This is a genomic window from Anaerobacillus sp. 63XJN7_4_ISO-PGPR-S23-413, from assembly GCF_056173725.1.
On sequence record NZ_CM149688.1, the window covers coordinates 108,663 to 133,626 of the forward strand.

Below are 24,964 nucleotides of genomic sequence, written 5' to 3' on the forward strand. Positions count from 1 at the left end.
AGATCGCGGAATTAATTTTTCTGTTTGCACAATTGTTTTGCCTTACTATCGCAGAGTAATTCCTCAAGCATCTAAATACCTGATCGGATATATTCTCTATCTAAGCACTCTATATAATAGAGAAATATAAGCAATTCATATTGCAGGGTTAAGAAACTTTTAATGAAAAATTTTGCTACCCTTATGTAGCAAATAAATTATTCGAGTCTAATCGTATTTTTTTGTTTAATAGTTTTCTGAAGAAAATTTTAGTTGCTCTATTAAAAGGTGAAAACTAGAGAAAAAAGAGTCTTGGATTTATCTTAAATGGTAATGCTTTATACAGAAGAACTACGATAGGCTTGTTGCTTTGCAATCCTTGATAAAAACGTTATAATATATTTAACGTCAAATATAGTCAAAGTCAGTATGGGGACGGAGAGGAGGGAACTACGTGAGGAATGTTTCCGATATTATTGAAGCATATCTAAAGAAAATTTTAATGGTGGATGGAAGGGATGCTGTTGAAATAAAGCGAAGTGAAATAGCAGATAAATTTCAATGTGTTCCCTCGCAAATTAATTATGTAATAAATACCCGCTTTACGATTGAAAAAGGCTATATTGTGGAAAGTAAGAGAGGTGGAGGGGGTTATATACGGATCGTTAAAGTTAAACCCGAAACCCACGCTGATTTAATAGACGAAATGATACAGATCGTCAAAAATCAAGTGCCACAAGTAGTTTCAGAAAATATTATTCTTCGTTTACATGAAGAAGAGGTAATTTCGGAGCGAGAAGCGAAGTTAATGTTAAGCGTACTAGATCGTACTGTGATTACTATAGAATTACCAGTTAGAGATCATCTGCGTGCGAATATGTTGCGTGCCATGCTAACTGCTTTAAAATATAAATAAATTTTATACTTTTTAGGGTAGAGAAGGAGGGTTGCCCTATGACTTGTCAGGAATGTGGTGAGCGCCCTGCTACGCTTCATTTCACTAAGATTATTAATGGTGAAAAAACAGAGTTTCACATTTGTGAGAAGTGTGCTAAGGAAAAAGGTGAGGTTGAGCCAGGCACTAACCATTTTTCTATCCATAACTTATTATCGGGATTACTAAATTTCGATACCCCTATTGAGGAGAATCCAGCTCAGTCTTTTTATAAAAAAGAGCCAATACACTGTCCAAAGTGTGGGTTGACCTATCAACAATTCACTAAGATTGGAAGATTTGGGTGTTCTGAGTGCTACAAAACCTTTTCGGATAACTTGGATCCTATACTTAAAAAAGTTCATGGGGGCAATACTGTTCACGCTGGAAAAGTTCCGAAGAGGGCTGGAGCAGCGATAGAAATTGAACGCAAAGTTCAGAACTTAAGAAGCAAAATGAAAGAGTATATCCAGCATGAAGAATTTGAAAAAGCTGCAGAAACTAGAGATTTGATTCGTTCCCTTGAAGAAAAGAGCAAATGGGAAGGGGGAGCATAATGTCACTTCAGCATTTTATCAGTGAAGCCGTAAGCCCATGGATGAAAGATGAGGGTCCAGATTCTGATATTGTCATGAGCAGTCGGGTCCGATTTGCACGTAACTTAAAGAATTATGTTTTTCCGATCGTTTCAAACAGTGAGGATAATTTACAAGTTATAAAAGAAGTTCGACAACAGTTTACAGATATTCCAGACGACCAGATTGGTGAACTTGAATTAATTGAAATGGATGAGTTAAAACCTATCGAGAAGAGAGTTCTTGTGGAGAAGCACTTGATTAGTCCTAACCTTATCGAACACTCAAATAACGGCGGTGTGCTTCTGAGCGAGAATGAAACGGTTAGTATAATGATTAATGAAGAAGATCATTTTCGTATTCAATGTCTAGTTGCAGGGTTCGAACTGAAGAAGGCGCTAACCATTGCAAATTCATTAGATAACTGGATTGAAGGAAAAGTTGACTACGCATTTGATGAAAGAAAAGGATATTTAACAAGTTGTCCTACTAATGTGGGAACCGGCATGCGAGCTTCTGTTATGCTACACCTCCCTGCGCTTGTATTAACACAGCAATTAAACCATATTATTCCGGCTATCAACCAGCTCGGTCTTGTCGTAAGAGGTAGCTATGGGGAAGGTAGCGAAGCGCTAGGTAATATTTTTCAGATATCAAATCAGATCACTCTTGGAAAGACAGAAGATGACATCATCGAAGATTTACAAGGTGTGGTTATGCAAGTTATCGAAAAAGAACGTGCTGCTAGAAGGGCACTTCTAGATAACTCCCGAATTGAGTTAGAGGATCGTATTTATCGTGCCCTTGGTGTTCTGCAGAACAGCAGAATTATTCAATCAAAAGAAGCAGCTAAGTGTTTGTCAGATGTAAGACTTGGTATTGATTTAGGTCTTGTAAAAGGCTTATCTAAATCGATATTGAATGAATTGCTTATCCTAACTCAACCAGGTTTCTTACAGCAGTATGCTGGGGCAAGTCTTACCCCTACGGAACGAGATATCAAACGTGCTACTTTAATTAGAGAAAGACTTGAACTTGAAGATCAACTAACGAAGAATTTGGAGGGTGATGAACAATGATGTTTGGACGATTTACAGAACGTGCCCAGAAAGTACTTGCTTTAGCACAAGAAGAGGCGATCCGACTTGGCCATAACAACGTTGGTACTGAACATATCTTACTTGGGTTAGTCCGTGAAGGTGAAGGTATTGCAGCCAAAGCGTTAACAGCACTTGGACTTGGCTCAGACAAGATTCAAAAAGAAGTAGAGAAGTTAATTGGACGCGGACAGGATTCTGTTCAATCCATTCACTATACACCACGAGCTAAAAAAGTGATTGAATTATCGATGGATGAAGCACGTAAGTTGAGCCATTCCTATGTAGGTACTGAACATATTCTACTTGGCTTAATTCGCGAGGGTGAAGGTGTTGCTGCACGCGTACTTAATAACTTAGGGGTAAGCTTAAATAAAGCTCGTCAGCAGGTTCTACAATTGTTAGGTAGTAATGAAAGCTCTTCTTCTAGTCATCAAGCTGGAGGAGCGAGCGCAAATACTCCTACACTAGATAGTCTTGCAAGAGATCTTACTGTGATCGCTCGAGACAACGGACTGGATCCTGTTATTGGTCGAAGCAAAGAAATTGAGCGAGTGATTGAAGTGCTTAGCCGACGTACAAAGAATAACCCTGTCCTAATCGGAGAGCCAGGAGTTGGTAAAACTGCAATTGCAGAAGGCCTTGCTCAGCAAATTATTAACAATGAAGTACCTGAAACGCTTCGTGATAAGCGCGTTATGACGCTAGATATGGGTACTGTCGTTGCAGGTACGAAATACCGCGGTGAATTTGAAGACCGTTTGAAGAAAGTAATGGATGAAATTCGTCAGGCAGGTAACATTATTCTGTTTATTGATGAACTTCATACACTAATTGGCGCTGGTGGTGCAGAAGGAGCAATTGATGCTTCAAATATTCTTAAACCTGCACTAGCAAGAGGAGAACTTCAATGTATTGGTGCTACTACTCTTGATGAGTATCGTAAATACATTGAGAAGGATGCTGCCCTTGAACGTCGCTTCCAACCAATTCAAGTTAACGAACCGACAAGTGATGAGTCCGCTCTTATTTTAAAGGGACTTAGAGATCGTTATGAAGCTCATCACCGCGTTACGATTACTGACGATGCGATCGAAGCCGCGGTTAAACTTTCAGATCGTTACATTTCGGATCGTTTCTTACCGGATAAAGCAATTGATTTAATTGACGAAGCCGCTTCGAAAGTTCGCCTTCGTTCTTATACTGCACCACCAAATTTAAAAGAACTTGATAAGAAGCTTGAAGAGGTTCGAAAAGAAAAGGATGCTTCTGTTCAAAGCCAGGAGTTTGAGAAAGCCGCTTCTCTTCGTGATTCTGAACAACGCTTACGCGAGCAGCTAGAGCAGACGAAGAAAGAATGGAAAGAAAAGCAAGGAAAAGAGAATCAAGAGGTTACACCGGAGGATATTGCGATTGTCGTTGCCAATTGGACCGGTATCCCGGTTTCCAAGCTAGAAGAGCAGGAAACAGAACGTCTATTGAAAATGGAAGAGATTCTTCATAATCGCCTGATCGGTCAAGAAGAAGCCGTAAAATCTATTTCAAAAGCAGTACGACGTGCTCGTGCTGGATTGAAGGATCCTAAGCGCCCAATTGGTTCATTTATTTTCCTTGGGCCAACAGGGGTAGGTAAAACTGAACTAGCTCGTGCTGTTGCTGAAACACTATTCGGTGAAGAAGATTCTGTTATCCGAATTGATATGTCTGAGTACATGGAGAAACACTCAACGTCACGTCTTGTTGGTTCACCTCCAGGTTACGTTGGATATGAAGAAGGCGGCCAGTTAACTGAGAAGGTAAGACGCAAACCTTATTCTGTTATCTTGCTAGATGAAATTGAGAAAGCACATCCAGATGTCTTTAATATTCTTCTTCAAGTACTAGAAGATGGACGATTGACTGATTCTAAAGGTCGCGTAGTCGATTTCCGTAATACTGTCGTTATTATGACTTCAAACGTTGGAGCTAGCACGCTTAAACGTAATAAATACGTTGGCTTTTCGACAGGCTCTGAAGGTCAGGAATATAGCGATATGAAAGGTAAAGTGATGGATGATCTTAAGAAGACTTTCCGTCCAGAGTTCCTAAACCGAATTGATGAGACGATTGTATTCCATTCGCTTGAAAAGAAACACTTGAAGGAAATCATTGTTCTGATGGCCAACCAGCTTAAAGCTCGTCTATCAGATCATGGTATTGATTTTGAATTAACGGATACGGCTCTCGATAAGATCTCTGAAGAAGGTTATGATCCAGAGTATGGTGCTCGACCGCTTAGAAGAGCTCTACAGCGCCATATTGAAGATCGCCTTTCTGAAGAGTTGCTTAGAGGTAACATCGAAAAAGGCCAACGAGTGAAAATCGATTATAAAGAAAATGATTTTGTTGTCGAGACCCTTTCTGAAGCAACTTCATCTTAAGAATAACAACCGGAAGGCAAATGTCTTCCGGTTTTTTTTATATTTGAGGAGTGGTTTGAGATACTTAAGGGAAAGGTATTGAGATAATGACTATGTCTTATTTCGGAATGCTAGTGTAAAAGAGTTGAAAAGCAGGTTATTTCAATAAACAGGACGGTTTATTTGTCCTAGAAAACTTTTTGAATCTGCCAATCATTATGAGTTCATAGGAACTTATAAGTTGTGATAAAATAAAGACAGTAATTTGTTCGGTTGATCGTGAAGGTGAGGATGTTAAATGGCAAAGAAAAAAACGAAATTTATGTGTCAGGATTGTGGCTATGAATCTGCAAAATGGATGGGGAAATGTCCGGGGTGCCATCAATGGAATACTATGGTGGAAGAGGTTGTACCAGGTGACAATGACCGAAGACGCTTTGTTACTTCAAGTAATGAAACTGCAAGTAAACCGACGTCCATACGACGTATTCAAAAAGAAATGGAGCCTAGGATTTTAACTCATATTACAGAGCTTGATCGCGTGTTAGGCGGCGGAGTAGTACCAGGCTCCCTCGTGCTTGTTGGAGGGGACCCAGGCATTGGTAAGTCAACTCTTTTGCTCCAAACGTCATCAAAGCTTGCTGACCAAGATCATCCGGTTCTTTATATCTCTGGTGAAGAGTCGGTCAAGCAGACGAAGCTTCGTGCAGATCGTCTAGGGGTCGATGCAGAAAAATTATATGTATTAGCAGAGACTGATCTTGAGTATATTAGTAAAGCAATTGAAGAAATAAACCCCCAGCTTGTGATCATCGATTCGATTCAAACCATTTTCAGGTCAGAAGTTACGTCTGCACCAGGTAGTGTTTCACAAGTGCGGGAATGTACTTCTCAACTTATGCGTATAGCTAAAACAAGAGGAATAGCTATTTTCATTGTTGGACATGTGACAAAAGAGGGATCAATTGCTGGTCCGAGACTTTTAGAACATATGGTTGACGCTGTGCTTTATTTTGAAGGGGAACGTCATCATACGTTTCGAATTCTACGCGGAGTAAAGAACCGTTTTGGGTCAACAAATGAAATAGGTGTTTTTGAGATGAAGGAAGAGGGGCTTGAAGAAGTACTTAACCCTTCAGAAATCTTTCTAGAAGAACGATCATCTGGATCAGCTGGTTCAACAGTTGTTGCATCTATGGAGGGAACGAGAACTGTTCTAGTTGAGATCCAGGCATTAATATCACCAACAAGCTTTGGGAATCCACGAAGAACTGCGACAGGAATTGATCATAACCGCGTTTCTCTATTGATGGCAGTTCTTGAGAAAAGAGTAGGACTTCTCCTGCAAAATCAGGATGCCTATTTAAATGTTGCAGGTGGTGTGCGACTTGATGAGCCGGCAATTGATCTTGCTATTGCAGTATCAATCGCGTCCAGTTTTAGAGATCAACCAACACGTCCATCAGATATTGTGGTAGGAGAAATTGGACTAACAGGAGAAATCAGAAGGGTATCACGGATCGAACAACGAGTGATTGAAGCTGCCAAACTAGGTTTTGAGCGGGCTATTATTCCAAAGAAAAATATAGGTGGTTGGACTTTCCCTGAAGGTATTCAGGTTATTGGCGTTCAAACCGTAGATGAAGCATTAAATGAAGCGCTAGGAGGGTAGAAGATGGAGATCGATAAGCAGCAGGAAATCATAAATGAAATTCTAAAAATCGTTGCACCCGGTACGCAGTTAAGGCATGGAATCGATAATATACTACGAGCCAATACTGGCGGTTTAATCGTTGTGGGGTATGATGGGAAATTGCAGGATATTGTTGATGGTGGATTTTCAATAGAGTGTCGGTTTACCCCTGCTTACCTGTATGAGCTTGCGAAAATGGATGGAGCCATTATTTTGAACAAAGAAGCTTCTAAAATCCTTTATGCTAATACACAGTTAATACCCGAGACTTCGATCCCGTCTACAGAGACGGGTATCCGACATCGAACAGCGGAACGCGTCGCCAAGCAAACAGGTAATCTAGTGATCTCGATCTCACAACGTCGCAACGTTATTACACTTTATCAAGGAAGTATTCGTTATTCATTAAAGGAAATCGGCGTTATACTGACAAAAGCGAATCAGGCGATGCAAACACTTGAAAAATACAAATCAGTTCTTGATCAAGGGATTACCGATCTCGGAGCTCTTGAGTTTGAAGAACTCGTAACCCTTCAGGAAGTTGCTCAAGTTATCCATCGTATTGAGATGGTTTTGCGCATCAAAAAAGAGATCCTTAACTACATTAATGAGCTTGGTACGGAAGGTCGACTGATTAGTATGCAGATGGAAGAGCTTGTTTCGAATCTTGAATCGGAAGCAAAGTGGCTGATTGGAGATTACGTAAAAGATGTGGATGAATCTCCAGCTGATGTTATGAAACGTTTAAAGAAGCTTTCAAGTGATGACTTACTAGAAGACAATGCCATTATGAGAATTCTGGGTTATCATGATCAAAATGAGAATGTAGCACCGAGAGGGTATCGGATCTTGCATAAAATTCCGAGACTGCCATCAAATATAATTGAGAACTTGGTAGATAGTTTTGAAAACCTTAACGCTATTTCTAAAGCCTCTATTGAAGAACTCGATCATGTAGATGGAATTGGGGCCATTCGAGCTAAGAAAATTAAAGATGGATTGAAACGAATTCAGGAGCAACTCTTTGTAGATCGCCACATATAGGGCTGTGAAATAGACATTCCATAGGGGGTGTGCTAATCTATAATTAATTTATAGTCATGCAAGCTAACCTATAATCATACTATAAAATTCACAAACTTCAAGGATTTATGTTTCAATTCTGAGAATTTGTTTATAATGTTAAAAGGAGGTGAAAACGTCAATGATAAAGTGGATTGTACAGTTATTTTTTATCATTTTAGGCGGAGCACTGGGATTAGTATACTTACCAGATTTAATACAATTACTCAATATAGGGGACCTTCCAGCAGTATTTACTAATTCTTATGCAGGTGCTGTCATAGGAGCGGTGTTATTCTTTTTAGCAACTTTTTGGGTGACAGATTATATTGTCGATTTCATTCGTCTGGTTGAAGAAAAGGTTGTTAGTGCACCGGTTGGAGACGTACTATTTGGGGCAATTGGACTGATTATTGGACTTATAATTGCATTTTTACTAACCGTACCTCTGGCTGAGATTAACTTTCCAGTTGTGAGTAACATTCTGCCGATTTTCATTACCATTTTGCTTGGGTATTTTGGATTCCAGGTTGGATTTAAAAAGCGTGATGAGCTTATTAATCTTTTCTCGAACACCAAAGGAAAAGATAAGAAAAAGGATAACGATGAGGATGAGATTGATTCTGGTTCATCCAAATTGAAGATCCTTGATACAAGCGTAATTATTGATGGAAGAATTGCTGATATCTGTCAAACTGGTTTTCTTGAAGGAACACTCGTTATACCACAATTTGTACTAGAGGAATTGCAGCATATTGCTGATTCATCAGACGTTTTGAAACGAAACCGTGGTCGTCGAGGTCTTGATATACTAAACAAGATACAAAAAGAGCTTGCGGTGAATGTGGAAATATACGAAGGTGATTTTGAAGAAATTCAAGAAGTTGATAGTAAACTGGTTAAGCTTGCCAAGCTTGTTAATGGCATGGTTGTTACAAACGACTTTAACTTAAATAAAGTATGCGAACTTCAAAAGGTTCAAGTGTTGAACATCAACGATTTAGCCAATGCGGTTAAACCAGTCGTTCTCCCTGGTGAAGAGCTTAATGTTCAAGTCATCAAAGATGGAAAAGAATATAATCAGGGCGTAGCCTATCTAGACGATGGTACAATGATAGTAGTGGAAGAAGGTAGGAATTATATTGGCAAAACGATTGATGTTCTTGTAACGAGCGTATTGCAGACATCAGCTGGACGCATGATTTTTGCCAAACCCAAACTACTCGAAAAAGCACTTTAAGTGATAGGCGACGGGGGTTCTAGCTTTGAAATATTCAGTAGTCATTCCTGCTGCCGGACAGGGAAAAAGGATGAACGCAGGGAAAAACAAACAATTTATTATGCTTGAAGGAAAACCGATTATCGTTCATACGATATCGGTTTTTCAGAGTGACCCACATTGCGAGGAGATCGTGCTCGCTGTAAATGAACGTGAGCATGAAGATTTTCACTCGCTTATTCAGGAATATGGACTAACAAAGGTAAGTCATGTCGTAACAGGTGGCTATGAACGTCAGCAAAGTGTTTATGAAGGACTTAAAGCATTGCAAGGGGATAAAATTGTTTTAATTCACGATGGTGCCCGTCCATTTTTTACACATGAAGTTGCAAATCAAGCGGCGACAGCAGCTAAAGATTACGATGGTGCGATTGTAGCTGTTCCAGTTAAGGACACAGTGAAGCAAGTGGATGAACTGAAGGTGCAGAAAACCATTGATCGCTCAAGCTTGTGGGCCGTGCAAACTCCACAGGCTTTTCGTCTTTCGGTCATCAAAGGAGTTCATAAATGGGCTGAGGAGAACGGTGTGATTGGAACTGATGACGCCAGTTTAGTAGAGATGAATGGACGCTCAGTCCAAGTGATCCCGGGGGATTATTGGAATGTGAAATTAACAACACCTGAAGATTTAATTTTTGCGAGAGCGATCTTGCGAGAGAAGAGGGAGAGTGGAGTTTAATGCGAGTTGGTCATGGCTTTGATGTACATAAGTTAGTGGAAGACCGTCCGTGTATTATTGGAGGGGTTACCATTCCATTTGAGAAAGGTTTGCTTGGTCATTCCGATGCTGACGTACTCCTACATTCCGTTGCGGATGCTTGTCTTGGGGCTATTGGAGAAGGCGATATAGGAAAACATTTTCCCGATACAGATGAAGCTTTTAAAGATGCTGATTCAAAGGAACTTCTTCGACATGTATTTGGAATTGTGAAGGAAAAAGGCTTCACGCTCGGTAATGTGGATTGCACAATTATTGCGCAGCTTCCCAAAATGGCTCCTCATATTTCAGCTATGCGTGAAGTGATTGCTCATTTACTTGAGTGTGACATTAGTCAGGTAAATGTGAAGGCTACTACTTCAGAGAAGCTTGGATTTACTGGTAGAGGGGAAGGAATTGCGGCTGAAGTTGTCGTGTTGCTTCAAAAAGCTTGACCGATAATTTGACGGTAATGGTAAAATAATAAGACAGTTAAAGATAATAATTAATGGTGGTGGATATAATGGGAAACGAAGTACGCGTACGTTATGCGCCGAGCCCAACAGGTTATTTACATATTGGGAATGCAAGAACGGCGTTATTTAATTATTTGTTTGCTAGAAATCAAGGCGGTAAGTTCATCATTCGTATTGAAGATACGGACCAGTCTCGTAATGTTGAAGGTGGCGTTGAGAATCAGCTTGATTACTTAAAGTGGCTAGGAATGGATTGGGATGAGAGTATCGATAAAGAGGGAGAATACGGTCCATATACTCAAATGGAACGTCTAGATATTTATACTGAACATACAAAAGAGCTTTTGAATAAAGAACTTGCATATAAATGTTATTGTACAGAAGATGAGCTTGAGGCAGAGCGAGAAGCACAGCGTGCGCGAGGAGAAATGCCGCGATATTCTGGAAAATGTCGACATCTTACAGAAGACCAGCGTGAAAAGTTAGAAGCAGAAGGTAGAGAACCGAGCATTCGTTTTGCAGTTCCACGTGATAAAGAATATTCGTTTGACGATGTTGTAAAAGACCGCGTATCCTTTGAATCGAATGGAATTGGCGACTTTGTTATCGTTAAGAAGAACGGTATTCCGACTTACAACTATGCCGTTGCTCTCGATGATCACCATATGAAGATTTCTCACGTTCTTCGTGGGGATGATCATATCTCAAACACACCTAAGCAGTTAATGATCTACGAAGCATTTGGTTTTGAACCACCTAAATTTGGTCATATGACACTGATCGTTAATGATCAGAAGAAGAAGCTTAGTAAGCGGGATAAATCAATTGTGCAGTATATTGAACAGTACCATGACTTAGGTTTTCTTCCAGAAGCGTTATTTAATTTTGTGACACTACTTGGTTGGTCGCCTAAGGGAGAAGAAGAGCTGTTTACGAAAGAGCAATTGATCGAAATCTTTGATCCAGAACGCTTGTCCACTTCGCCGGCAGTTTTTGATTCACAAAAACTCTACTGGATGAATAATCAATATATTAAACAGGCGAGTCTTGATCGAGTGGTTGAACTGACTCTTCCACATCTTGTTGAAGCAGGAAGGTTCCCTCATGAAATGACAGCGGAACAAAAGGAATGGGCTCAAGAACTAATCGCCCTTTATCAAGAACAACTTCACTATGGTAGAGAAATTGTTGAGCTTACTGAGTTGTTCTTTAAGCAAGAAATTCAGTATAATGAAGAGGCAATGACAGTACTAAACGAAGAGCAAATTCCTGAAGTGATGCAAGGATTCTTAGACCAACTTAAAGAAGTTGAAGAATTTGAGCCAGCTGCAATTAAATCAGCTATCAAGGCTACTCAAAAGGCAACTGGTCATAAAGGGAAGAAACTCTTTATGCCAATCCGTGTGGCTACTACAGGTGAAACACATGGTCCTGAACTTCCACAGGCGATTGCCTTACTTGGAAGGGAAGCAGTTAATGCTCGTTTGAATCAAGTTCTTGCGATGAGTAAAGCATAATAATAAGCGAATTGACAACAAACGTTGAAGAGGAAAAGTAAATGAGTGTAATTCTTTATAGAGAGAGCTGTCCTCGGCTGAAAGCAGCTTAAGTATTTACTCATTGAAATGCCCCTCTGAGTCTTCTACAGAAAGCCTTTATGGTTATTAGGTAGGAGCGGTGCCGCCGTTATCGGTGATAGGAACATTTGTAAAAATGTTCGAAGCAGAGTGGAACCACGCAAATAGCGTCTCTGTGTGATGGAGTCATCACACAGGGGCGCTTTTTTTAATAATTATTATTCTTTGGAACGCAGAGATGGTGAACCTACATTCTAGTTGATCTTATGGGAGTATACGGAGAGAGGTGAAGACATGTGGAAGACGTTGAAGCAGGATATCGATGTGGTCTTTGATCAAGATCCAGCAGCACGAAGTTATTTTGAGGTTATTCTAACTTATGCTGGCCTTCACGCAATATGGTCACATCGAGTGGCACACTGGTTTTGGAAAAAGAAGTTTTTCTTTCTTGCTAGAGCAGTATCGCAAATCAGTCGATTTTTCACAGGTATCGAAATTCATCCAGGAGCAACAATTGGAGAACGTTGTTTTATTGATCACGGTATGGGTGTTGTTATTGGAGAAACATGTGAGATTGGAAATAATGTGACGTTATTCCAAGGCGTAACACTTGGGGGAACTGGTAAAGAAAAAGGGAAACGTCATCCAACTCTTGGGGATAATACGCTTGTTGCGACGGGAGCGAAGGTGCTAGGCTCCATCACGATAGGAGAGAATTCCAAAGTAGGTGCCGGGTCAGTTGTTTTGCAGGATGTGCCTGTTAATTCAACTGTGGTAGGTATACCTGGAAGAGTCGTTATCCAAAATGGAGTGAAAGTTCCACATAATCTTGACCATCATAAGATGCCGGATCCAGTGGCTGATAAATTTAAACAAATGGAACAAGAATTGCGAGAGTTAACAGAGGAAGTCCGAACGTTAAGGAAGAGGAGTGAAAGTTATGGCGATTAAGCTATATAATACATTGACACAGAAAAAAGAAACGTTTCAACCAATTGAAGAAGGTAAAGTACGGATGTACGTGTGCGGTCCGACCGTATACAACTATATTCATATTGGTAACGCGCGCCCTGCTATTGTCTTTGATGTTGTCCGTCGTTATCTGCAATACAGAGATTATGATGTGCAGTATGTTTCTAACTTTACGGATGTAGATGATAAATTGATTCGAGCGGCCAATGAATTGGGTGAAGATGTACCGGCAGTGGCTGAACGATTTATCGGTGCTTATCATGAAGATACGGGTGCGCTTGGCGTTAAGAAAGCAGACGAACATCCAAGAGTAACAGAGAACATGCAGGAAATCATTGATTTTATCACAGCTCTTATTGAAAAGAACTACGCATATGAGTCTGAAGGAGATGTGTACTTTAGAACTCGTCAATTCGAAGGTTATGGAAAACTTTCACACCAGTCCATCGATGAGCTTAAGCTCGGTTCTCGAATTGTGGTGGGTGAAAAGAAAGAAGACCCTCTTGATTTTACACTTTGGAAATCTGCAAAAGAAGGTGAAATTTCATGGGCGAGTCCATGGGGAGAGGGGCGACCAGGCTGGCACATTGAATGCTCGGCGATGGCGAAGAAATATTTAGGAGATACAATTGATATTCATGCGGGAGGAAAAGATCTGGCATTCCCTCACCATGAAAATGAAGTAGCGCAAACGGAAGCGTTAACTGGGCATACTTTTGCGAATTATTGGCTTCACAACGGGTATATCAATATTAACAACGAGAAAATGTCTAAATCACTAGGTAATTTTGTCCTTGTTCATGACTTGATTAAACAGCATGACCCAGAAGCGATTCGATTCTTTATGTTGTCTGTTCATTATCGTAATCCCATTAACTTTGACCATGAGCTCTTGGCAAGTGCTAAAACAGGACTTGATCGCATTAAGGATACGGTAGAAAACCTTGAGCACCGCCTTCAACACAGTGCTGACCTTGATGGAGAAGTTGAGAAATGGCAAGAGAGAATTGAGGGATATCGTGAACGCTTCGTTACAGAAATGGACGATGATTTTAATACGGCGAATGCGATCTCCATTTTATTTGAACTTTCTAAAGAAGCTAATCTCTACCTCCAGGGGACAAATTCATCCATGGAGATTCTTGAACTATTTATGGAGCGCTTTGAAGACTTTGGTTCCGTTCTTGGCATTTCCTTCAAAAGAGAAAAAGCTCTACTTGATGAAGATGTGGATCAACTGATAGAAGAACGAAATGAAGCAAGGAAGCAACGTGATTTTGGAAGAGCAGATGAAATTCGTGATGAATTAAAAGAACAGGGAATTCTTCTTGAGGATACACCTCAAGGCGTTCGCTGGAAAAGGATGTAGCGCATGAAGGAAATCGATGCAAAACAACTTAATTCACTTGCGCTTGCTTATATGGGAGATTCTGTTATTGAAATTAACGTTCGGAAGCGGCTGCTTTCACTTGGTCACATTCGACCTAATCAGCTGCACCAAACAGCAACGACGTATGTTTCTGCAAAAGCACAGGCAGCGTTCCTGCACCATGTATTAAACAAAGAATGGCTGACAGAGGAAGAAGCTGGTGTTGTGCGCCGAGGAAGAAATGCTAAATCGGGAACTGTCCCAAAGAATACGAGCGTAAGTACGTACAAATATTCAACAGCCCTTGAAGCTTTGTTTGGGTACCATCATTTAAAGGGAAATGAAGAGAGAGTAAATGAATTGTTACAAAAGCTTTATGAATTCGTAGAACAACCGAAGAAAGAAGTGAAGTCAGATGGATAAAGAATTTATTGTAGGACGAAATTCGGTTCTTGAAGCATTACGATCGGGACACGAAATCAATAAAATTTGGATAAATGAAGGGTCTCAAAAAGGCCCTCTTCAAAACTTGATACAAAAAGCAAAGGAACAAAATGTACTCGTGCAGTTCGTGCCGAAACGAAAGCTAGAACAACTATCCGGGGAAAGTAACCATCAAGGTGTTGTCGCTTCAATTGCGGCTTATGAATATGCTGATCTTGAGGATTTATTTAAGAAAGCAGAGGATTCTGGGAAGCCGCCGTTTTTCCTTATTCTTGATGAAATTGAAGATCCTCATAATCTAGGATCTATATTAAGAACAGCGGATTCTGCAGGAGCTCATGGAGTTATTATTCCAAAAAGAAGAGCGGTTGGTTTAACTTCTACCGTTGCCAAATCTTCTACAGGAGCGATTGAGTATATCCCGGTTGCGCGAGTAACGAACCTTGCTAGAACAATGGACGAGTTGAAAGACCGCGGCTTGTGGTTTGTGGGCACTGATGCAACCGGGGGGCAGGACTATCGTCAGGCAGACTATGATATGGGGATCGGACTTGTCATCGGAAGTGAAGGTAAAGGGATGGGACGTCTTATTAAGGATAAATGTGATTTCTTAGTAAGTCTTCCAATGGCCGGAAAAGTAACCTCTCTCAACGCTTCAGTTGCTGCAGGGTTAATGATGTATGAGGTTTACCGACAACGTCATCCTTTGGGGGAGTAAATAATGGACGTGCTGTTAGTTGATGGCTATAACATTATTGGTGCATGGCCAGAATTGCGAACACTTAAAGAGAGAGATTTCAGTAAAGCACGTGAGCTTCTAATTGAAAAAATGGCCGAATATCAAGCTTATACCGGGTATCAGGTGATCGTCGTTTTTGACGCTCACCTCTCTCATGGTATTGAAAAACGTCATAGCCAATACAGAATTGATGTTATTTATACGAGAGAAAATGAAACAGCAGATGAGCGGATTGAGAAAATGGCGAGGGAACTGAAGGGTATAAGAACGCAAATACATGTGGCAACATCAGATTTTACAGAGCAATGGGCTATCTTTGGCCAAGGTGCACTTAGGAAATCTGCGCGTGAACTTTACAACGAAATGCAAGGAATTGAAAAAGGAATTGAAAAAAGTGTAAATACTGAAAATCGTCGCAATCGTTCTGGTGGCCTGCATTTATCAGAAGAAATTAGCGAAATATTTGAAAAATGGCGAAGAGGCGGTAAATAGGCGGTTGACGATTTTTCGACACGTACTGTATAATATTTCTATATAGCGTACTGGTCGGGGGGAACGCATATTGAGTACAGTAGACCTCAAAGAAAGCACGGTAAATCAAGAACAACTGTCAGTAGACCAAAGACACCTGGAACACGTAGCATTCGATCAACTTGATGATGAAATGCTCGTCATCATGGTTCATGAAGGTCACAGTAGAGCGTTGGAACATTTGATTACGAAGTACAAAAATTTCGTACGCGCTAAGGCGAGGTCGTATTTTCTCATTGGAGCAGACCGAGAAGATATCATCCAAGAAGGGATGATCGGTCTCTACAAAGCCATTCGTGATTTTAGAGGAGACAAGTTCTCATCTTTTAAAGCGTTTGCCGAATTATGCATCACCCGGCAGATGATTACAGCTATCAAAACCGCTACAAGACAGAAGCATATTCCGCTTAACTCTTACGTATCGCTTGATAAGCCAATTTACGATGAAGAGTCTGATCGTACGCTTCTAGACGTTATATGCGGCACGAAAGTAACAGATCCTGAGGAATTAATTATTAATCAGGAAGAATTTGATGACATCGAACTTAAAATGTCAGAAATTTTGAGCGATTTAGAGAGAAAGGTGCTAATGCTCTATCTCGATGGACGTTCATACCAAGAAATTTCGGTTGATCTAAACCGTCACGTCAAGTCAATTGATAACGCATTGCAACGAGTGAAACGCAAGTTAGAGCGTTATCTCGAACTACGTGAAGTCAGCCTTTAATATGGACAAACCTAAGATGGTTAGGGAAAAGAACAGGGGCGAGTTCCCTGTTCTTTTCTTATGAGTACCTATCCGACGCTTTATTGACATGCTGAAACACGCTGTGATAAAGTGATAAAAGTAAGAATGTCAATTTTTTGTTAGGTTTGTAAGAACGTCACAGGGTAGCTGAACGTTTTTTTATTTTGCTCTTTTTTGAAATAATATAGCTTATATAAATTACAAACTTCACTACTGCGCGGCTTAGGAAGGTGTCATTATGCGAAAAAAGGCAGTACTAGCATGTGTTCAATGCAATAGCCGAAACTATACAACTATGAAAAACTCACAGACGAGCCCGGCCCGCATGGAAGTTAAGAAGTATTGCAAATACTGCGATGTTCACACTGTCCATCGTGAAACAAAGTAATGCCTCGAAGGGTGTTTGCTTCTTGAGGCAAACCTTATCAAAATAGATTCTCGGGGGAGTTTTCCACCAGATTAATTGGGGGTAACAAGTAATGGCAAGTATTGTTCAACGTTCTGGTAAGTTCTTTCGTAATGTCGCAAGTGAAATGAAGCGGGTAAGTTGGCCAACGCGTAAGGAATTAACACGCTATACGATTGTAACTGTTACAACGGTTATTTTTATAGCTGTTTTCTTCGCATTGATTGACCAGGGTATTTCCTCGATAATCCGCCTCATTTTAGGATAATTCGTTATAAATTTTCATTCAGAAGGTTAGAATGAGAGAGTAAATGAGCTGGGGAGGGAAGGACGCAGTCCTGCAAATATGGAAAAAAGATGGTATGTTGTTCATACGTACTCGGGGTATGAAAACAAAGTAAAAACCAACCTTGAGAAAAGGGTTGAGACAATGGGCATGACGGATAAGATCTTTCGTGTTCTCGTCCCGGTAGAAGAAGAAACAGAAGAGAAGAACGGCAAGAAAAAGACAGTTATGAAAAAAGTCTTTCCTGGCTATGTTATTACAGAAATGGTCATGACAGATGATTCATGGTATGTCGTTCGGAATACACCAGGTGTTACTGGATTCGTAGGGTCTAGTGGTGCTGGGTCTAAACCGACTGCATTGCTTCCGGAAGAAGTGGAATCACTTCTTAAGCAAATGGGTATGGAGCAACCAAAAGTAGATGTAGACTTTGAACTTAAAGAGAAAGTTAAAGTGAAAGAAGGTCCATTTGCTGATTTCGTAGGTTCTGTTGAAGGGATCGATACGGACAAAGGAAAGGTCAAAGTGCACGTAAATATGTTTGGCAGAGAAACGCCTGTTGAACTTAATTTCGGACAAGTTGAGAAGTTCTAATTGAAAAGTCCTTGCTTAACTTTTCGATTAATGATAGAATTTTAATGTTTCATGAGTCTCATACTAATCGAGACATTCAATTGATATATAAGGTGGGAGGGTGTAAAACACCCAAATACCACATCACGGACTTAAGGAGGTGTGTCGCGTGGCTAAAAAGGTAATCAAGGTTGTTAAATTGCAAATCCCGGCTGGGAAGGCGAATCCTGCACCGCCAGTAGGACCTGCACTAGGTCAAGCTGGAGTTAACATTATGGGATTCTGTAAAGAGTTTAATGCTCGTACTTCTGACCAAGCTGGTATGATCATTCCAGTAGAAATTACGGTTTTTGAAGACCGTTCATTTACATTTATCACTAAAACTCCACCAGCTGCAGTTCTTCTTAAGAAAGCAGCAGGTATCGAGTCAGGTTCTGGTGAACCAAACCGCAACAAAGTTGCGACTGTGAAGCGTGATAAAGTGCGTGAAATCGCTGAAACAAAAATGCCAGACCTTAACGCAGCGAATGTTGATTCTGCAATGCGTATGGTTGAAGGTACTGCACGTAGCATGGGAATTACGATCGAAGATTAATGTTACACAAGCCGTTGCGATTAAAAGGGATTCCTGCCTGTGTTATACAGGTTCGCAACTTTTATTATGATGTCGACATTTTGGCGTCATAAATAGTGGGAGGTTAATCCGCTAAACCACATTCAAGGAGGAACACAAAATGGCAAAAAGAGGTAAGAGATACCAGGAGGCTGCCAAGCTAGTTGAACGTACAACTTTCTATGAGCCTCAAGAAGCAGTTGAACTTGTGAAAAAGACATCTGTAGGAAACTTTGATGGAACAGTTGAAGCAGCAGTTCGTCTTGGAGTAGACCCTAAGAAAAACGACCAGCAGGTTCGTGGCGCGGTTGTACTTCCAAACGGAACTGGTAAAACACAACGCGTTCTTGTTTTCGCTAAAGGTGAAAAGGCTAAAGAAGCTGAAGCAGCTGGCGCTGACTATGTAGGAGAAGCAGACTATATCGCTAAAATCAACGAAGGTTGGTTTGAGTTTGACGTAATCGTTGCAACTCCAGACATGATGGGCGAAGTTGGTAAACTAGGTCGTGTACTTGGACCAAAAGGTTTAATGCCGAACCCGAAAACTGGAACAGTAACGTTCGACGTTGAAAAAGCTGTTAACGAAATCAAAGCTGGTAAAGTAGAGTACCGCGTTGATCGTGCTGGTAACGTCCATGCACCGATCGGTAAAGTATCTTTCGAAGCTGACAAGCTTGTTGAAAACTTAAACACACTTGTAGAAACACTTGTGAAAGTTAAGCCAGCAGCAGCTAAAGGTACGTACCTTAAAAACATTTCGGTTACATCTACAATGGGACCTGGTGTTAAAGTTAACGCATCAACTTACCGCTAATTAAATTAGCTGTTGACATTTGCGTAGCTATTAAATATACTTGTAAATGTTGTTTGATAAATTAATACTTTCTGTACCGTAGACAGCAGGGGTGTTCTTGCACTTAATATCCTGCCGAGGTGTGAAGTGATTCGATACGTATGTAATCGTAAAGCCTTCATGTCTTCGGATGTGAAGGCTTTTTATATGACCTCATATTCCAGGGCGGTATAGATACATTTCTTTAGGAGGTGGAACTATGAGCAGTATAGTTGAACAGAAGAAGCAACTAGTTACGGAAATTGCAGACAAACTACGTGATAGCCAATCAACAATTTTTGTTGATTATCGTGGACTTGATGTTTCTGAAGTAACTGAGCTTCGTAAGCAATTGCGTGATGCAAACGTTGAGTTCCGTGTTTACAAGAACACAATGACTCGTCGCGCGGCAGAAGAGCTTGAACTTACTGATTTGAATGAACACCTTGTCGGACCTACGGCAATCGCGTTCAGCAATGAAGATGTTGTTGCTCCTGCTAAAATTTTGAACAACTTCGCTAAGAATCACGAAGCTCTTGAAATCAAGACTGGCGTAATCGAAGGCGGCGTTGTATCAGTAGAAAAGATCAAAGAACTTGCGGACCTACCAAACCGCGATGGACTACTTTCTATGTTGCTATCTGTGCTTCAAGCACCTATGCGCAATATGGCACTTGCTACAAAAGCTGTGGCTGATCAAAAGGAAGAACAAGGCGCGTAAACGCACGGCCTATCAATTGGTATAAATAAAACAAAAATTAAGGAGGATTTACTCATGGGTAACGAGCAAATCATTGAAGCAATCAAAGAAATGACAGTTCTTGAGCTTAACGACCTAGTTAAAGCAATCGAAGAAGAATTTGGTGTAACTGCAGCAGCTCCAGTAGCAGCAGCAGGTGGCGCAGCAGAAGGTGCTGCTGAAGAGCAATCTGAATTTGACGTAGTTCTTGAAAGTGCTGGAAGCAGCAAAATCAAGGTCATCAAAGTTGTTCGCGAAATCACTGGTCTTGGCTTGAAAGAAGCTAAAGAACTAGTTGATGGCGCACCAAGCCCGATTAAAGAAGGCATTGCTAAAGAAGAAGCTGAAGAGCTTAAAGGCAAGCTTGAAGAAGTTGGCGCAGTAATCGAAGTTAAGTAGTCGTTTGAAACAAAAGCTCGCTTTTAAAAGCGAGCTTTTTGTTATTTGACGCTATTATTTTTGGTTTGGTTATAGGGGTTAGGCTTATAGAAATGACGTTGAAAAGAGGGAAAGCAATGGGTGAACATTATTATACGAAGAATCCGGGTGTGAAAAGCAGTCCGAACAAAATTGATGCGGATTTACGGGGAAGTAAATTTCAATTCACGACTGATTCTGGTGTTTTTTCAAAGAAGGAAATCGATTTTGGGAGTAAACTTCTAATCGAATCATTTGAAGAACCTGAACTTGAAGGGGATATTGTTGATGTTGGATGTGGCTATGGCCCGATCGGCATTTCACTTGCTTCTGAATTTTCAAATCGTTATTTTTATATGCTAGACATAAATGAACGCGCAACAGAGCTTGCGATGAGCAATGCCATTAAGAATCGCGTTCATAATTTGAGCGTTATGGCAAGTGATCAGTTGAATGCCGTAAAAGATAAAACGTTCGCGTCTGTCCTTACGAACCCTCCTATACGTGCAGGTAAACAAGTTGTTCATGGAATTCTTGAAGAGGCCTATGACGTTTTAAAAAAAGGTGGGACGCTTTGGGTAGTGATCCAAAAGAAGCAAGGGGCCCCATCTGCAATAACCAGACTCGAAGAAATGTTTGAGCATGTTGAAACCGTCGTGAAAAAGAAAGGATACTATATTCTTAAAGCAGTCAAGTAAAATATGAAAATATCCTTTGACTTCATGGATGGCCTATGCTAATATAATATAATGCCAATGATGGATTTTCCAGGCCTTTTTCACATTCGTGTGCAAAGAGGTATAAAATGCCGTCGTCTGGAAAAACTAATATAATCGCTTATAGTTAAGGGGAATTTTTATCAATGCCCTTTTTCTTTTTTTGTCCAACGATAGATTCTTTTTAAAACAGAATATCATTGGGCTAAGAAAATAAATACGCTGGATTTGAGGGGTGAATCATTTGACAGGCCAACTAGTTCAGTATGGACGCCACCGCCAAAGAAGAAGCTACGCGCGAATCAAAGAAGTGTTGGATTTGCCAAATCTAATTGAGATTCAAACGGCTTCTTATCAATGGTTTCTTGATGAGGGTTTACGAGAAATGTTTCAGGATATTTCTCCAATCGAAGATTTCACTGGTAATCTTGTGCTGGAATTTATTGATTACAGCCTCGGTGAACCTAAGTATCCCGTGGAAGAAACCAAAGAGCGAGATGTGACCTATTCTGCGCCTTTACGTGTAAAAGTACGCTTGATCAATAAAGAAACAGGCGAAGTAAAGGAACAGGAAGTGTTCATGGGTGACTTCCCATTAATGACTGAAACAGGTACGTTTATTATTAATGGGGCAGAACGCGTAATCGTATCTCAGCTCGTGCGTTCTCCAAGTGTCTACTATAGTGAAAAGATCGATAAGAACGGCAAAAAAGGATATACAGCTACTGTCATTCCAAACCGAGGAGCATGGCTGGAATTTGAAACTGATGCCAAAGATATTGTCTATGTACGAATTGATCGTACTAGAAAGCTACCAATTACGGTGCTGCTCAGAGCGTTAGGGTTTGGGTCTGATCAAGAAATCATAGATCTCCTAGGTGAAGATGAGTATCTTCGCAATACCCTGGAAAAAGACAACACGGACGGCACGGAAAAAGCGCTTCTAGAAATCTACGAACGCTTACGTCCTGGCGAGCCTCCGACTGTCGATAACGCCAAAAGCTTACTTGATTCTCGCTTTTTTGATCCAAAGCGCTATGATCTTGCGAACGTAGGACGTTACAAGATTAACAAGAAGCTTCATATTAAAAATCGTCTATTCAATCAACGTCTTGCGGAAACGCTTGTTGATCCTGAAACAGGCGAAGTGATTGCAGAAGAAGGCGCGATCCTTGATCGTCGTCTACTGGACAGAATCCTTCCTGCTCTAGAGACTAACGTTGGATTTAAAGACGTTGAACCTCACGGTGGAGTAATTGAAGATGAGTCTATCGGTCTGCAATCCATTAAGGTATACGCACCTGATGATCCAGAAGGGGAAAGAGTCATTAATGTAATTGGTAATGGTGGAGTTGAAACAGGCGTGAAGAATATCACACCTGGCGACATCATTTCTTCTATTAACTATTTCTTTAACCTTCTACATCAAGTAGGTAACACAGATGACATTGATCACCTAGGTAACCGTCGTCTTCGTTCTGTAGGTGAACTACTTCAGAACCAATTCCGTATCGGTTTATCTCGTATGGAACGTGTCGTTCGTGAACGTATGTCTATTCAGGATACGAACGTTATTACGCCTCAGGCGCTTATCAACATTCGTCCTGTTATCGCTTCTATTAAAGAATTCTTTGGTAGCTCTCAGTTGTCCCAGTTTATGGATCAGACAAACCCGCTAGCTGAGTTAACTCACAAGCGTCGTTTATCTGCTCTAGGACCTGGTGGTTTAACACGTGAGCGTGCTGGCTTTGAAGTTCGTGACGTACATTACTCCCACTATGGCAGAATGTGTCCGATCGAAACTCCAGAGGGACCAAACATCGGACTTATTAACTCATTGTCTTCTTATGCGAGAGTTAATAAATTTGGCTTTATTGAAACGCCATACCGCAGAGTAGATCCTGAAACAGGTAAAGTGACGGAGTTTATTGACTACCTAACTGCTGATGAACAGGATAACTACGTTGTGGCACAGGCAAATGCTAAGCTACACGATGATGGTTCATTCCAAGACGAAGATATTGTTGCTCGTTTCCGTAGCGAAAACATTATCATCGCTCGTGAAAAAATTGATTACATGGACGTATCACCGAAACAGGTAGTTTCGGCCGCAACGGCTTGTATTCCGTTCCTTGAGAATGATGACTCCAACCGTGCGCTTATGGGTGCGAACATGCAGCGTCAAGCTGTACCTTTGATGGTTCCTGAAGCACCAATTGTCGGAACAGGTATGGAGCATGTTAACGGAAAAGATTCCGGTGCTGCTGTGATTTGTAAGCATGACGGTCTAGTCGAGTTTGCATCTGCTGCAGAAATTCATGTTCGTCGTATCTCCGTCATTGATGGACAGGAAGTGAAAGGCGATCTTGATCGTTACAAATTGCTTAAATTCATTCGTTCCAACCAGGGAACGTGCTATAACCAAAAGCCTATTGTTGTTGAAGGCGATCGCGTTGTAAAAGGAGAAATCCTTGGCGACGGACCTTCAATGGAAAAAGGTGAAATGGCCCTTGGGCGTAACGTCCTAGTCGGGTTTATGACATGGGAAGGTTACAACTACGAGGATGCTATTATTATGAGCGAACGTCTTGTAAAAGATGACGTTTATACCTCAATTCACATCGAAGAGTACGAATCAGAAGCTCGCGATACAAAGCTAGGACCTGAAGAAATCACTCGTGACATTCCGAATGTTGGGGAAGACGCATTGCGTAACCTTGATGAGCGCGGAATTATACGCATGGGTGCTGAAGTGAAAGACGGAGATATCCTTGTAGGTAAAGTTACTCCTAAAGGTGTAACAGAGCTAACTGCTGAAGAACGTCTACTTCATGCAATCTTTGGAGAAAAAGCTCGTGAAGTTCGTGATACTTCTCTACGTGTACCTCACGGCGGAGATGGTATTGTACTTGATGTGAAGATCTTTAACCGTGAAGACGGCGATGAGCTTCCTCCGGGAGTAAATCAACTTGTTCGTGTTTATATTGTACAGAAGCGTAAGATTCATGAAGGAGATAAAATGGCGGGACGTCATGGTAACAAAGGTGTAATCTCTAGGATTCTTCCTGAAGAAGATATGCCATACTTGCCTGATGGAACTCCGATCGATATCATGTTGAATCCTCTAGGTGTTCCTTCTCGTATGAACATTGGACAGGTACTAGAGTTGCATATCGGTATGGCCGCACGTGCACTTGGAATTCACGTAGCAACACCGGTATTTGATGGAGCTCGTGAAGAAGACGTATGGGAAACACTAGAAGAAGCAGGAATGCCACGTGATGGTAAAACTGTTCTTTACGATGGTCGCACAGGCGAACCATTTGATAACCGCATTTCTGTCGGTGTCATGTATATGATCAAACTTGCTCACATGGTGGATGACAAGCTTCACGCACGTTCTACTGGACCATATTCACTTGTTACGCAGCAACCGCTTGGTGGTAAAGCACAATTCGGTGGACAGCGTTTCGGTGAGATGGAAGTATGGGCACTCGAAGCATATGGTGCTGCATATACCCTTCAAGAGATTTTGACTGTGAAGTCGGATGATGTTGTTGGACGTGTTAAGACTTACGAAGCAATCGTAAAAGGCGAAAATGTTCCTGAGCCTGGTATTCCAGAATCGTTTAAAGTTCTAATCAAAGAATTGCAGTCGCTTGGTATGGATGTCAAAATGCTAGCAAGTGATGAGCAAGAAATTGAAATGAAAGAGTTAGACGATGAAGAAGACCAATCCAGTGAGAAATTAAACTTGAATGTTGGGTCAAATCAGGCGAGTGAGTAAGGGTTAAACCTGAATTCTAAAGGG

The 24,964-nt window shown here is 41.0% G+C and carries 25 protein-coding genes and 2 other annotated features; all 25 genes read left to right on the forward strand.

Going from position 1 to position 24,964, the window contains the following annotated elements; translation table 11 throughout:
- The first annotated feature begins 433 nt into the window (after positions 1-433).
- The 25 genes from AC0VYO_RS00580 to rpoB all read left to right on the forward strand — a co-directional run bounded on the left by AC0VYO_RS00580 (position 434) and on the right by rpoB (position 24,940).
- Positions 434-895 (forward strand): CtsR family transcriptional regulator, encoded by a 462-nt coding sequence (locus AC0VYO_RS00580; RefSeq protein ID WP_194220266.1) that lies wholly within the window; start codon positions 434-436, stop codon positions 893-895.
- A gap of 38 nt (positions 896-933) precedes the next feature.
- The gene (locus tag AC0VYO_RS00585) at positions 934-1,470 is read left to right on the forward strand and encodes a UvrB/UvrC motif-containing protein (protein WP_194220267.1); all 537 of its coding nucleotides are present in this window, start codon (positions 934-936) and stop codon (positions 1,468-1,470) included.
- Positions 1,471-1,511: 41 nt separating this feature from the next.
- Positions 1,512-2,567 (forward strand): protein arginine kinase, encoded by a 1,056-nt coding sequence (locus AC0VYO_RS00590; RefSeq protein ID WP_404684313.1) that lies wholly within the window; start codon positions 1,512-1,514, stop codon positions 2,565-2,567.
- Positions 2,564-5,005: an ATP-dependent protease ATP-binding subunit ClpC gene (clpC, locus tag AC0VYO_RS00595; RefSeq protein WP_206759457.1), complete on the forward strand. Its 2,442-nt coding sequence runs from the start codon at positions 2,564-2,566 to the stop codon at positions 5,003-5,005. Before AC0VYO_RS00590 ends, clpC begins: the two co-directional genes overlap by 4 nt.
- Positions 5,006-5,282: 277 nt before the next feature.
- Positions 5,283-6,656, forward strand: coding sequence for a DNA repair protein RadA (gene radA / locus AC0VYO_RS00600; RefSeq protein WP_194220270.1), 1,374 nt, complete (start codon positions 5,283-5,285; stop codon positions 6,654-6,656).
- A 3-nt stretch (positions 6,657-6,659) separates the two neighbouring features.
- Complete coding sequence (disA, locus tag AC0VYO_RS00605; protein ID WP_194220271.1) at positions 6,660-7,721, forward strand: DNA integrity scanning diadenylate cyclase DisA; 1,062 nt, start codon at positions 6,660-6,662, stop codon at positions 7,719-7,721.
- Between the two features lie 160 nt (positions 7,722-7,881).
- Complete coding sequence (locus AC0VYO_RS00610) at positions 7,882-8,979, forward strand: PIN/TRAM domain-containing protein (protein ID WP_194220272.1); 1,098 nt, start codon at positions 7,882-7,884, stop codon at positions 8,977-8,979.
- Between the two features lie 25 nt (positions 8,980-9,004).
- A complete protein-coding gene (ispD, locus tag AC0VYO_RS00615) occupies positions 9,005-9,697 on the forward strand; it encodes a 2-C-methyl-D-erythritol 4-phosphate cytidylyltransferase (protein ID WP_404684292.1) in 693 nt (230 codons plus the stop codon).
- Positions 9,697-10,170 carry a 2-C-methyl-D-erythritol 2,4-cyclodiphosphate synthase gene (gene ispF / locus AC0VYO_RS00620; protein ID WP_430246607.1) on the forward strand — a complete coding sequence of 158 codons (474 nt, stop codon included), beginning with the start codon at positions 9,697-9,699 and terminating at the stop codon, positions 10,168-10,170. Before ispD ends, ispF begins: the two co-directional genes overlap by 1 nt.
- 68 nt (positions 10,171-10,238) lie before the next feature.
- Positions 10,239-11,708: a glutamate--tRNA ligase gene (gltX, locus tag AC0VYO_RS00625; protein ID WP_475368287.1), complete on the forward strand. Its 1,470-nt coding sequence runs from the start codon at positions 10,239-10,241 to the stop codon at positions 11,706-11,708.
- Positions 11,709-11,723: 15 nt separating this feature from the next.
- Positions 11,724-11,946, forward strand: a binding site (T-box leader).
- 116 nt (positions 11,947-12,062) lie between these two features.
- Positions 12,063-12,719, forward strand: a complete 657-nt coding sequence (gene cysE / locus AC0VYO_RS00630) for a serine O-acetyltransferase (protein WP_404684295.1) — start codon at positions 12,063-12,065, stop codon at positions 12,717-12,719.
- Positions 12,709-14,109, forward strand: coding sequence for a cysteine--tRNA ligase (gene cysS, locus AC0VYO_RS00635; protein WP_430246605.1), 1,401 nt, complete (start codon positions 12,709-12,711; stop codon positions 14,107-14,109). Before cysE ends, cysS begins: the two co-directional genes overlap by 11 nt.
- A 3-nt stretch (positions 14,110-14,112) precedes the next feature.
- A complete protein-coding gene (locus AC0VYO_RS00640) occupies positions 14,113-14,532 on the forward strand; it encodes a Mini-ribonuclease 3 (protein WP_475368288.1) in 420 nt (139 codons plus the stop codon).
- The gene (gene rlmB, locus AC0VYO_RS00645; protein ID WP_226616809.1) at positions 14,525-15,271 is read left to right on the forward strand and encodes a 23S rRNA (guanosine(2251)-2'-O)-methyltransferase RlmB; all 747 of its coding nucleotides are present in this window, start codon (positions 14,525-14,527) and stop codon (positions 15,269-15,271) included. Before AC0VYO_RS00640 ends, rlmB begins: the two co-directional genes overlap by 8 nt.
- 3 nt (positions 15,272-15,274) lie before the next feature.
- A complete protein-coding gene (locus AC0VYO_RS00650; RefSeq protein ID WP_194220279.1) occupies positions 15,275-15,784 on the forward strand; it encodes an NYN domain-containing protein in 510 nt (169 codons plus the stop codon).
- A 115-nt stretch (positions 15,785-15,899) separates the two neighbouring features.
- Positions 15,900-16,550 carry an RNA polymerase sporulation sigma factor SigH gene (gene sigH / locus AC0VYO_RS00655; RefSeq protein ID WP_194220319.1) on the forward strand — a complete coding sequence of 217 codons (651 nt, stop codon included), beginning with the start codon at positions 15,900-15,902 and terminating at the stop codon, positions 16,548-16,550.
- A 259-nt stretch (positions 16,551-16,809) separates the two neighbouring features.
- The gene (gene rpmG, locus AC0VYO_RS00660) at positions 16,810-16,959 is read left to right on the forward strand and encodes a 50S ribosomal protein L33 (protein ID WP_194220280.1); all 150 of its coding nucleotides are present in this window, start codon (positions 16,810-16,812) and stop codon (positions 16,957-16,959) included.
- Between the two features lie 91 nt (positions 16,960-17,050).
- Positions 17,051-17,245, forward strand: a complete 195-nt coding sequence (gene secE / locus AC0VYO_RS00665; RefSeq protein ID WP_098445961.1) for a preprotein translocase subunit SecE — start codon at positions 17,051-17,053, stop codon at positions 17,243-17,245.
- Positions 17,246-17,323: 78 nt separating this feature from the next.
- Positions 17,324-17,857 carry a transcription termination/antitermination protein NusG gene (gene nusG, locus AC0VYO_RS00670; RefSeq protein ID WP_194220281.1) on the forward strand — a complete coding sequence of 178 codons (534 nt, stop codon included), beginning with the start codon at positions 17,324-17,326 and terminating at the stop codon, positions 17,855-17,857.
- A gap of 148 nt (positions 17,858-18,005) precedes the next feature.
- Positions 18,006-18,431: a 50S ribosomal protein L11 gene (rplK, locus tag AC0VYO_RS00675; protein ID WP_048313309.1), complete on the forward strand. Its 426-nt coding sequence runs from the start codon at positions 18,006-18,008 to the stop codon at positions 18,429-18,431.
- 139 nt (positions 18,432-18,570) lie between these two features.
- The gene (rplA, locus tag AC0VYO_RS00680; RefSeq protein WP_194220282.1) at positions 18,571-19,263 is read left to right on the forward strand and encodes a 50S ribosomal protein L1; all 693 of its coding nucleotides are present in this window, start codon (positions 18,571-18,573) and stop codon (positions 19,261-19,263) included.
- A 58-nt stretch (positions 19,264-19,321) separates the two neighbouring features.
- Positions 19,322-19,457 (forward strand) — a sequence feature (ribosomal protein L10 leader region).
- A gap of 44 nt (positions 19,458-19,501) precedes the next feature.
- Entirely contained in the window at positions 19,502-20,002 is a 501-nt protein-coding gene (rplJ, locus tag AC0VYO_RS00685) for a 50S ribosomal protein L10 (RefSeq protein WP_160921565.1), read from the forward strand.
- Between the two features lie 54 nt (positions 20,003-20,056).
- Positions 20,057-20,419, forward strand: a complete 363-nt coding sequence (gene rplL / locus AC0VYO_RS00690; protein WP_430246602.1) for a 50S ribosomal protein L7/L12 — start codon at positions 20,057-20,059, stop codon at positions 20,417-20,419.
- A gap of 116 nt (positions 20,420-20,535) precedes the next feature.
- Positions 20,536-21,135 carry a class I SAM-dependent methyltransferase gene (locus AC0VYO_RS00695; protein WP_475366288.1) on the forward strand — a complete coding sequence of 200 codons (600 nt, stop codon included), beginning with the start codon at positions 20,536-20,538 and terminating at the stop codon, positions 21,133-21,135.
- A gap of 262 nt (positions 21,136-21,397) precedes the next feature.
- A complete protein-coding gene (gene rpoB / locus AC0VYO_RS00700; RefSeq protein WP_194220285.1) occupies positions 21,398-24,940 on the forward strand; it encodes a DNA-directed RNA polymerase subunit beta in 3,543 nt (1,180 codons plus the stop codon).
- Positions 24,941-24,964: the final 24 nt, after the last annotated feature.

What these genes read in the sequence shown, in the direction of transcription:
- AC0VYO_RS00585 (WP_194220267.1), top strand. Translation starts at nt 934, where the DNA reads ATGACTTGTCAGGAATGTGGTGAGCGCCCTGCTACGCTTCATTTCACT.
- AC0VYO_RS00590 (WP_404684313.1), top strand. Translation starts at nt 1,512, where the DNA reads ATGAAAGATGAGGGTCCAGATTCTGATATTGTCATGAGCAGTCGGGTC.
- clpC (WP_206759457.1), top strand. Translation starts at nt 2,564, where the DNA reads ATGATGTTTGGACGATTTACAGAACGTGCCCAGAAAGTACTTGCTTTA.
- radA (WP_194220270.1), top strand. Translation starts at nt 5,283, where the DNA reads ATGGCAAAGAAAAAAACGAAATTTATGTGTCAGGATTGTGGCTATGAA.
- disA (WP_194220271.1), top strand. Translation starts at nt 6,660, where the DNA reads ATGGAGATCGATAAGCAGCAGGAAATCATAAATGAAATTCTAAAAATC.
- AC0VYO_RS00610 (WP_194220272.1), top strand. Translation starts at nt 7,882, where the DNA reads ATGATAAAGTGGATTGTACAGTTATTTTTTATCATTTTAGGCGGAGCA.
- ispF (WP_430246607.1), top strand. Translation starts at nt 9,697, where the DNA reads ATGCGAGTTGGTCATGGCTTTGATGTACATAAGTTAGTGGAAGACCGT.
- gltX (WP_475368287.1), top strand. Translation starts at nt 10,239, where the DNA reads ATGGGAAACGAAGTACGCGTACGTTATGCGCCGAGCCCAACAGGTTAT.
- cysE (WP_404684295.1), top strand. Translation starts at nt 12,063, where the DNA reads ATGTGGAAGACGTTGAAGCAGGATATCGATGTGGTCTTTGATCAAGAT.
- cysS (WP_430246605.1), top strand. Translation starts at nt 12,709, where the DNA reads ATGGCGATTAAGCTATATAATACATTGACACAGAAAAAAGAAACGTTT.
- AC0VYO_RS00640 (WP_475368288.1), top strand. Translation starts at nt 14,113, where the DNA reads ATGAAGGAAATCGATGCAAAACAACTTAATTCACTTGCGCTTGCTTAT.
- rlmB (WP_226616809.1), top strand. Translation starts at nt 14,525, where the DNA reads ATGGATAAAGAATTTATTGTAGGACGAAATTCGGTTCTTGAAGCATTA.
- AC0VYO_RS00650 (WP_194220279.1), top strand. Translation starts at nt 15,275, where the DNA reads ATGGACGTGCTGTTAGTTGATGGCTATAACATTATTGGTGCATGGCCA.
- rpmG (WP_194220280.1), top strand. Translation starts at nt 16,810, where the DNA reads ATGCGAAAAAAGGCAGTACTAGCATGTGTTCAATGCAATAGCCGAAAC.
- secE (WP_098445961.1), top strand. Translation starts at nt 17,051, where the DNA reads ATGGCAAGTATTGTTCAACGTTCTGGTAAGTTCTTTCGTAATGTCGCA.
- nusG (WP_194220281.1), top strand. Translation starts at nt 17,324, where the DNA reads ATGGAAAAAAGATGGTATGTTGTTCATACGTACTCGGGGTATGAAAAC.
- rplA (WP_194220282.1), top strand. Translation starts at nt 18,571, where the DNA reads ATGGCAAAAAGAGGTAAGAGATACCAGGAGGCTGCCAAGCTAGTTGAA.
- rplJ (WP_160921565.1), top strand. Translation starts at nt 19,502, where the DNA reads ATGAGCAGTATAGTTGAACAGAAGAAGCAACTAGTTACGGAAATTGCA.
- rplL (WP_430246602.1), top strand. Translation starts at nt 20,057, where the DNA reads ATGGGTAACGAGCAAATCATTGAAGCAATCAAAGAAATGACAGTTCTT.
- AC0VYO_RS00695 (WP_475366288.1), top strand. Translation starts at nt 20,536, where the DNA reads ATGGGTGAACATTATTATACGAAGAATCCGGGTGTGAAAAGCAGTCCG.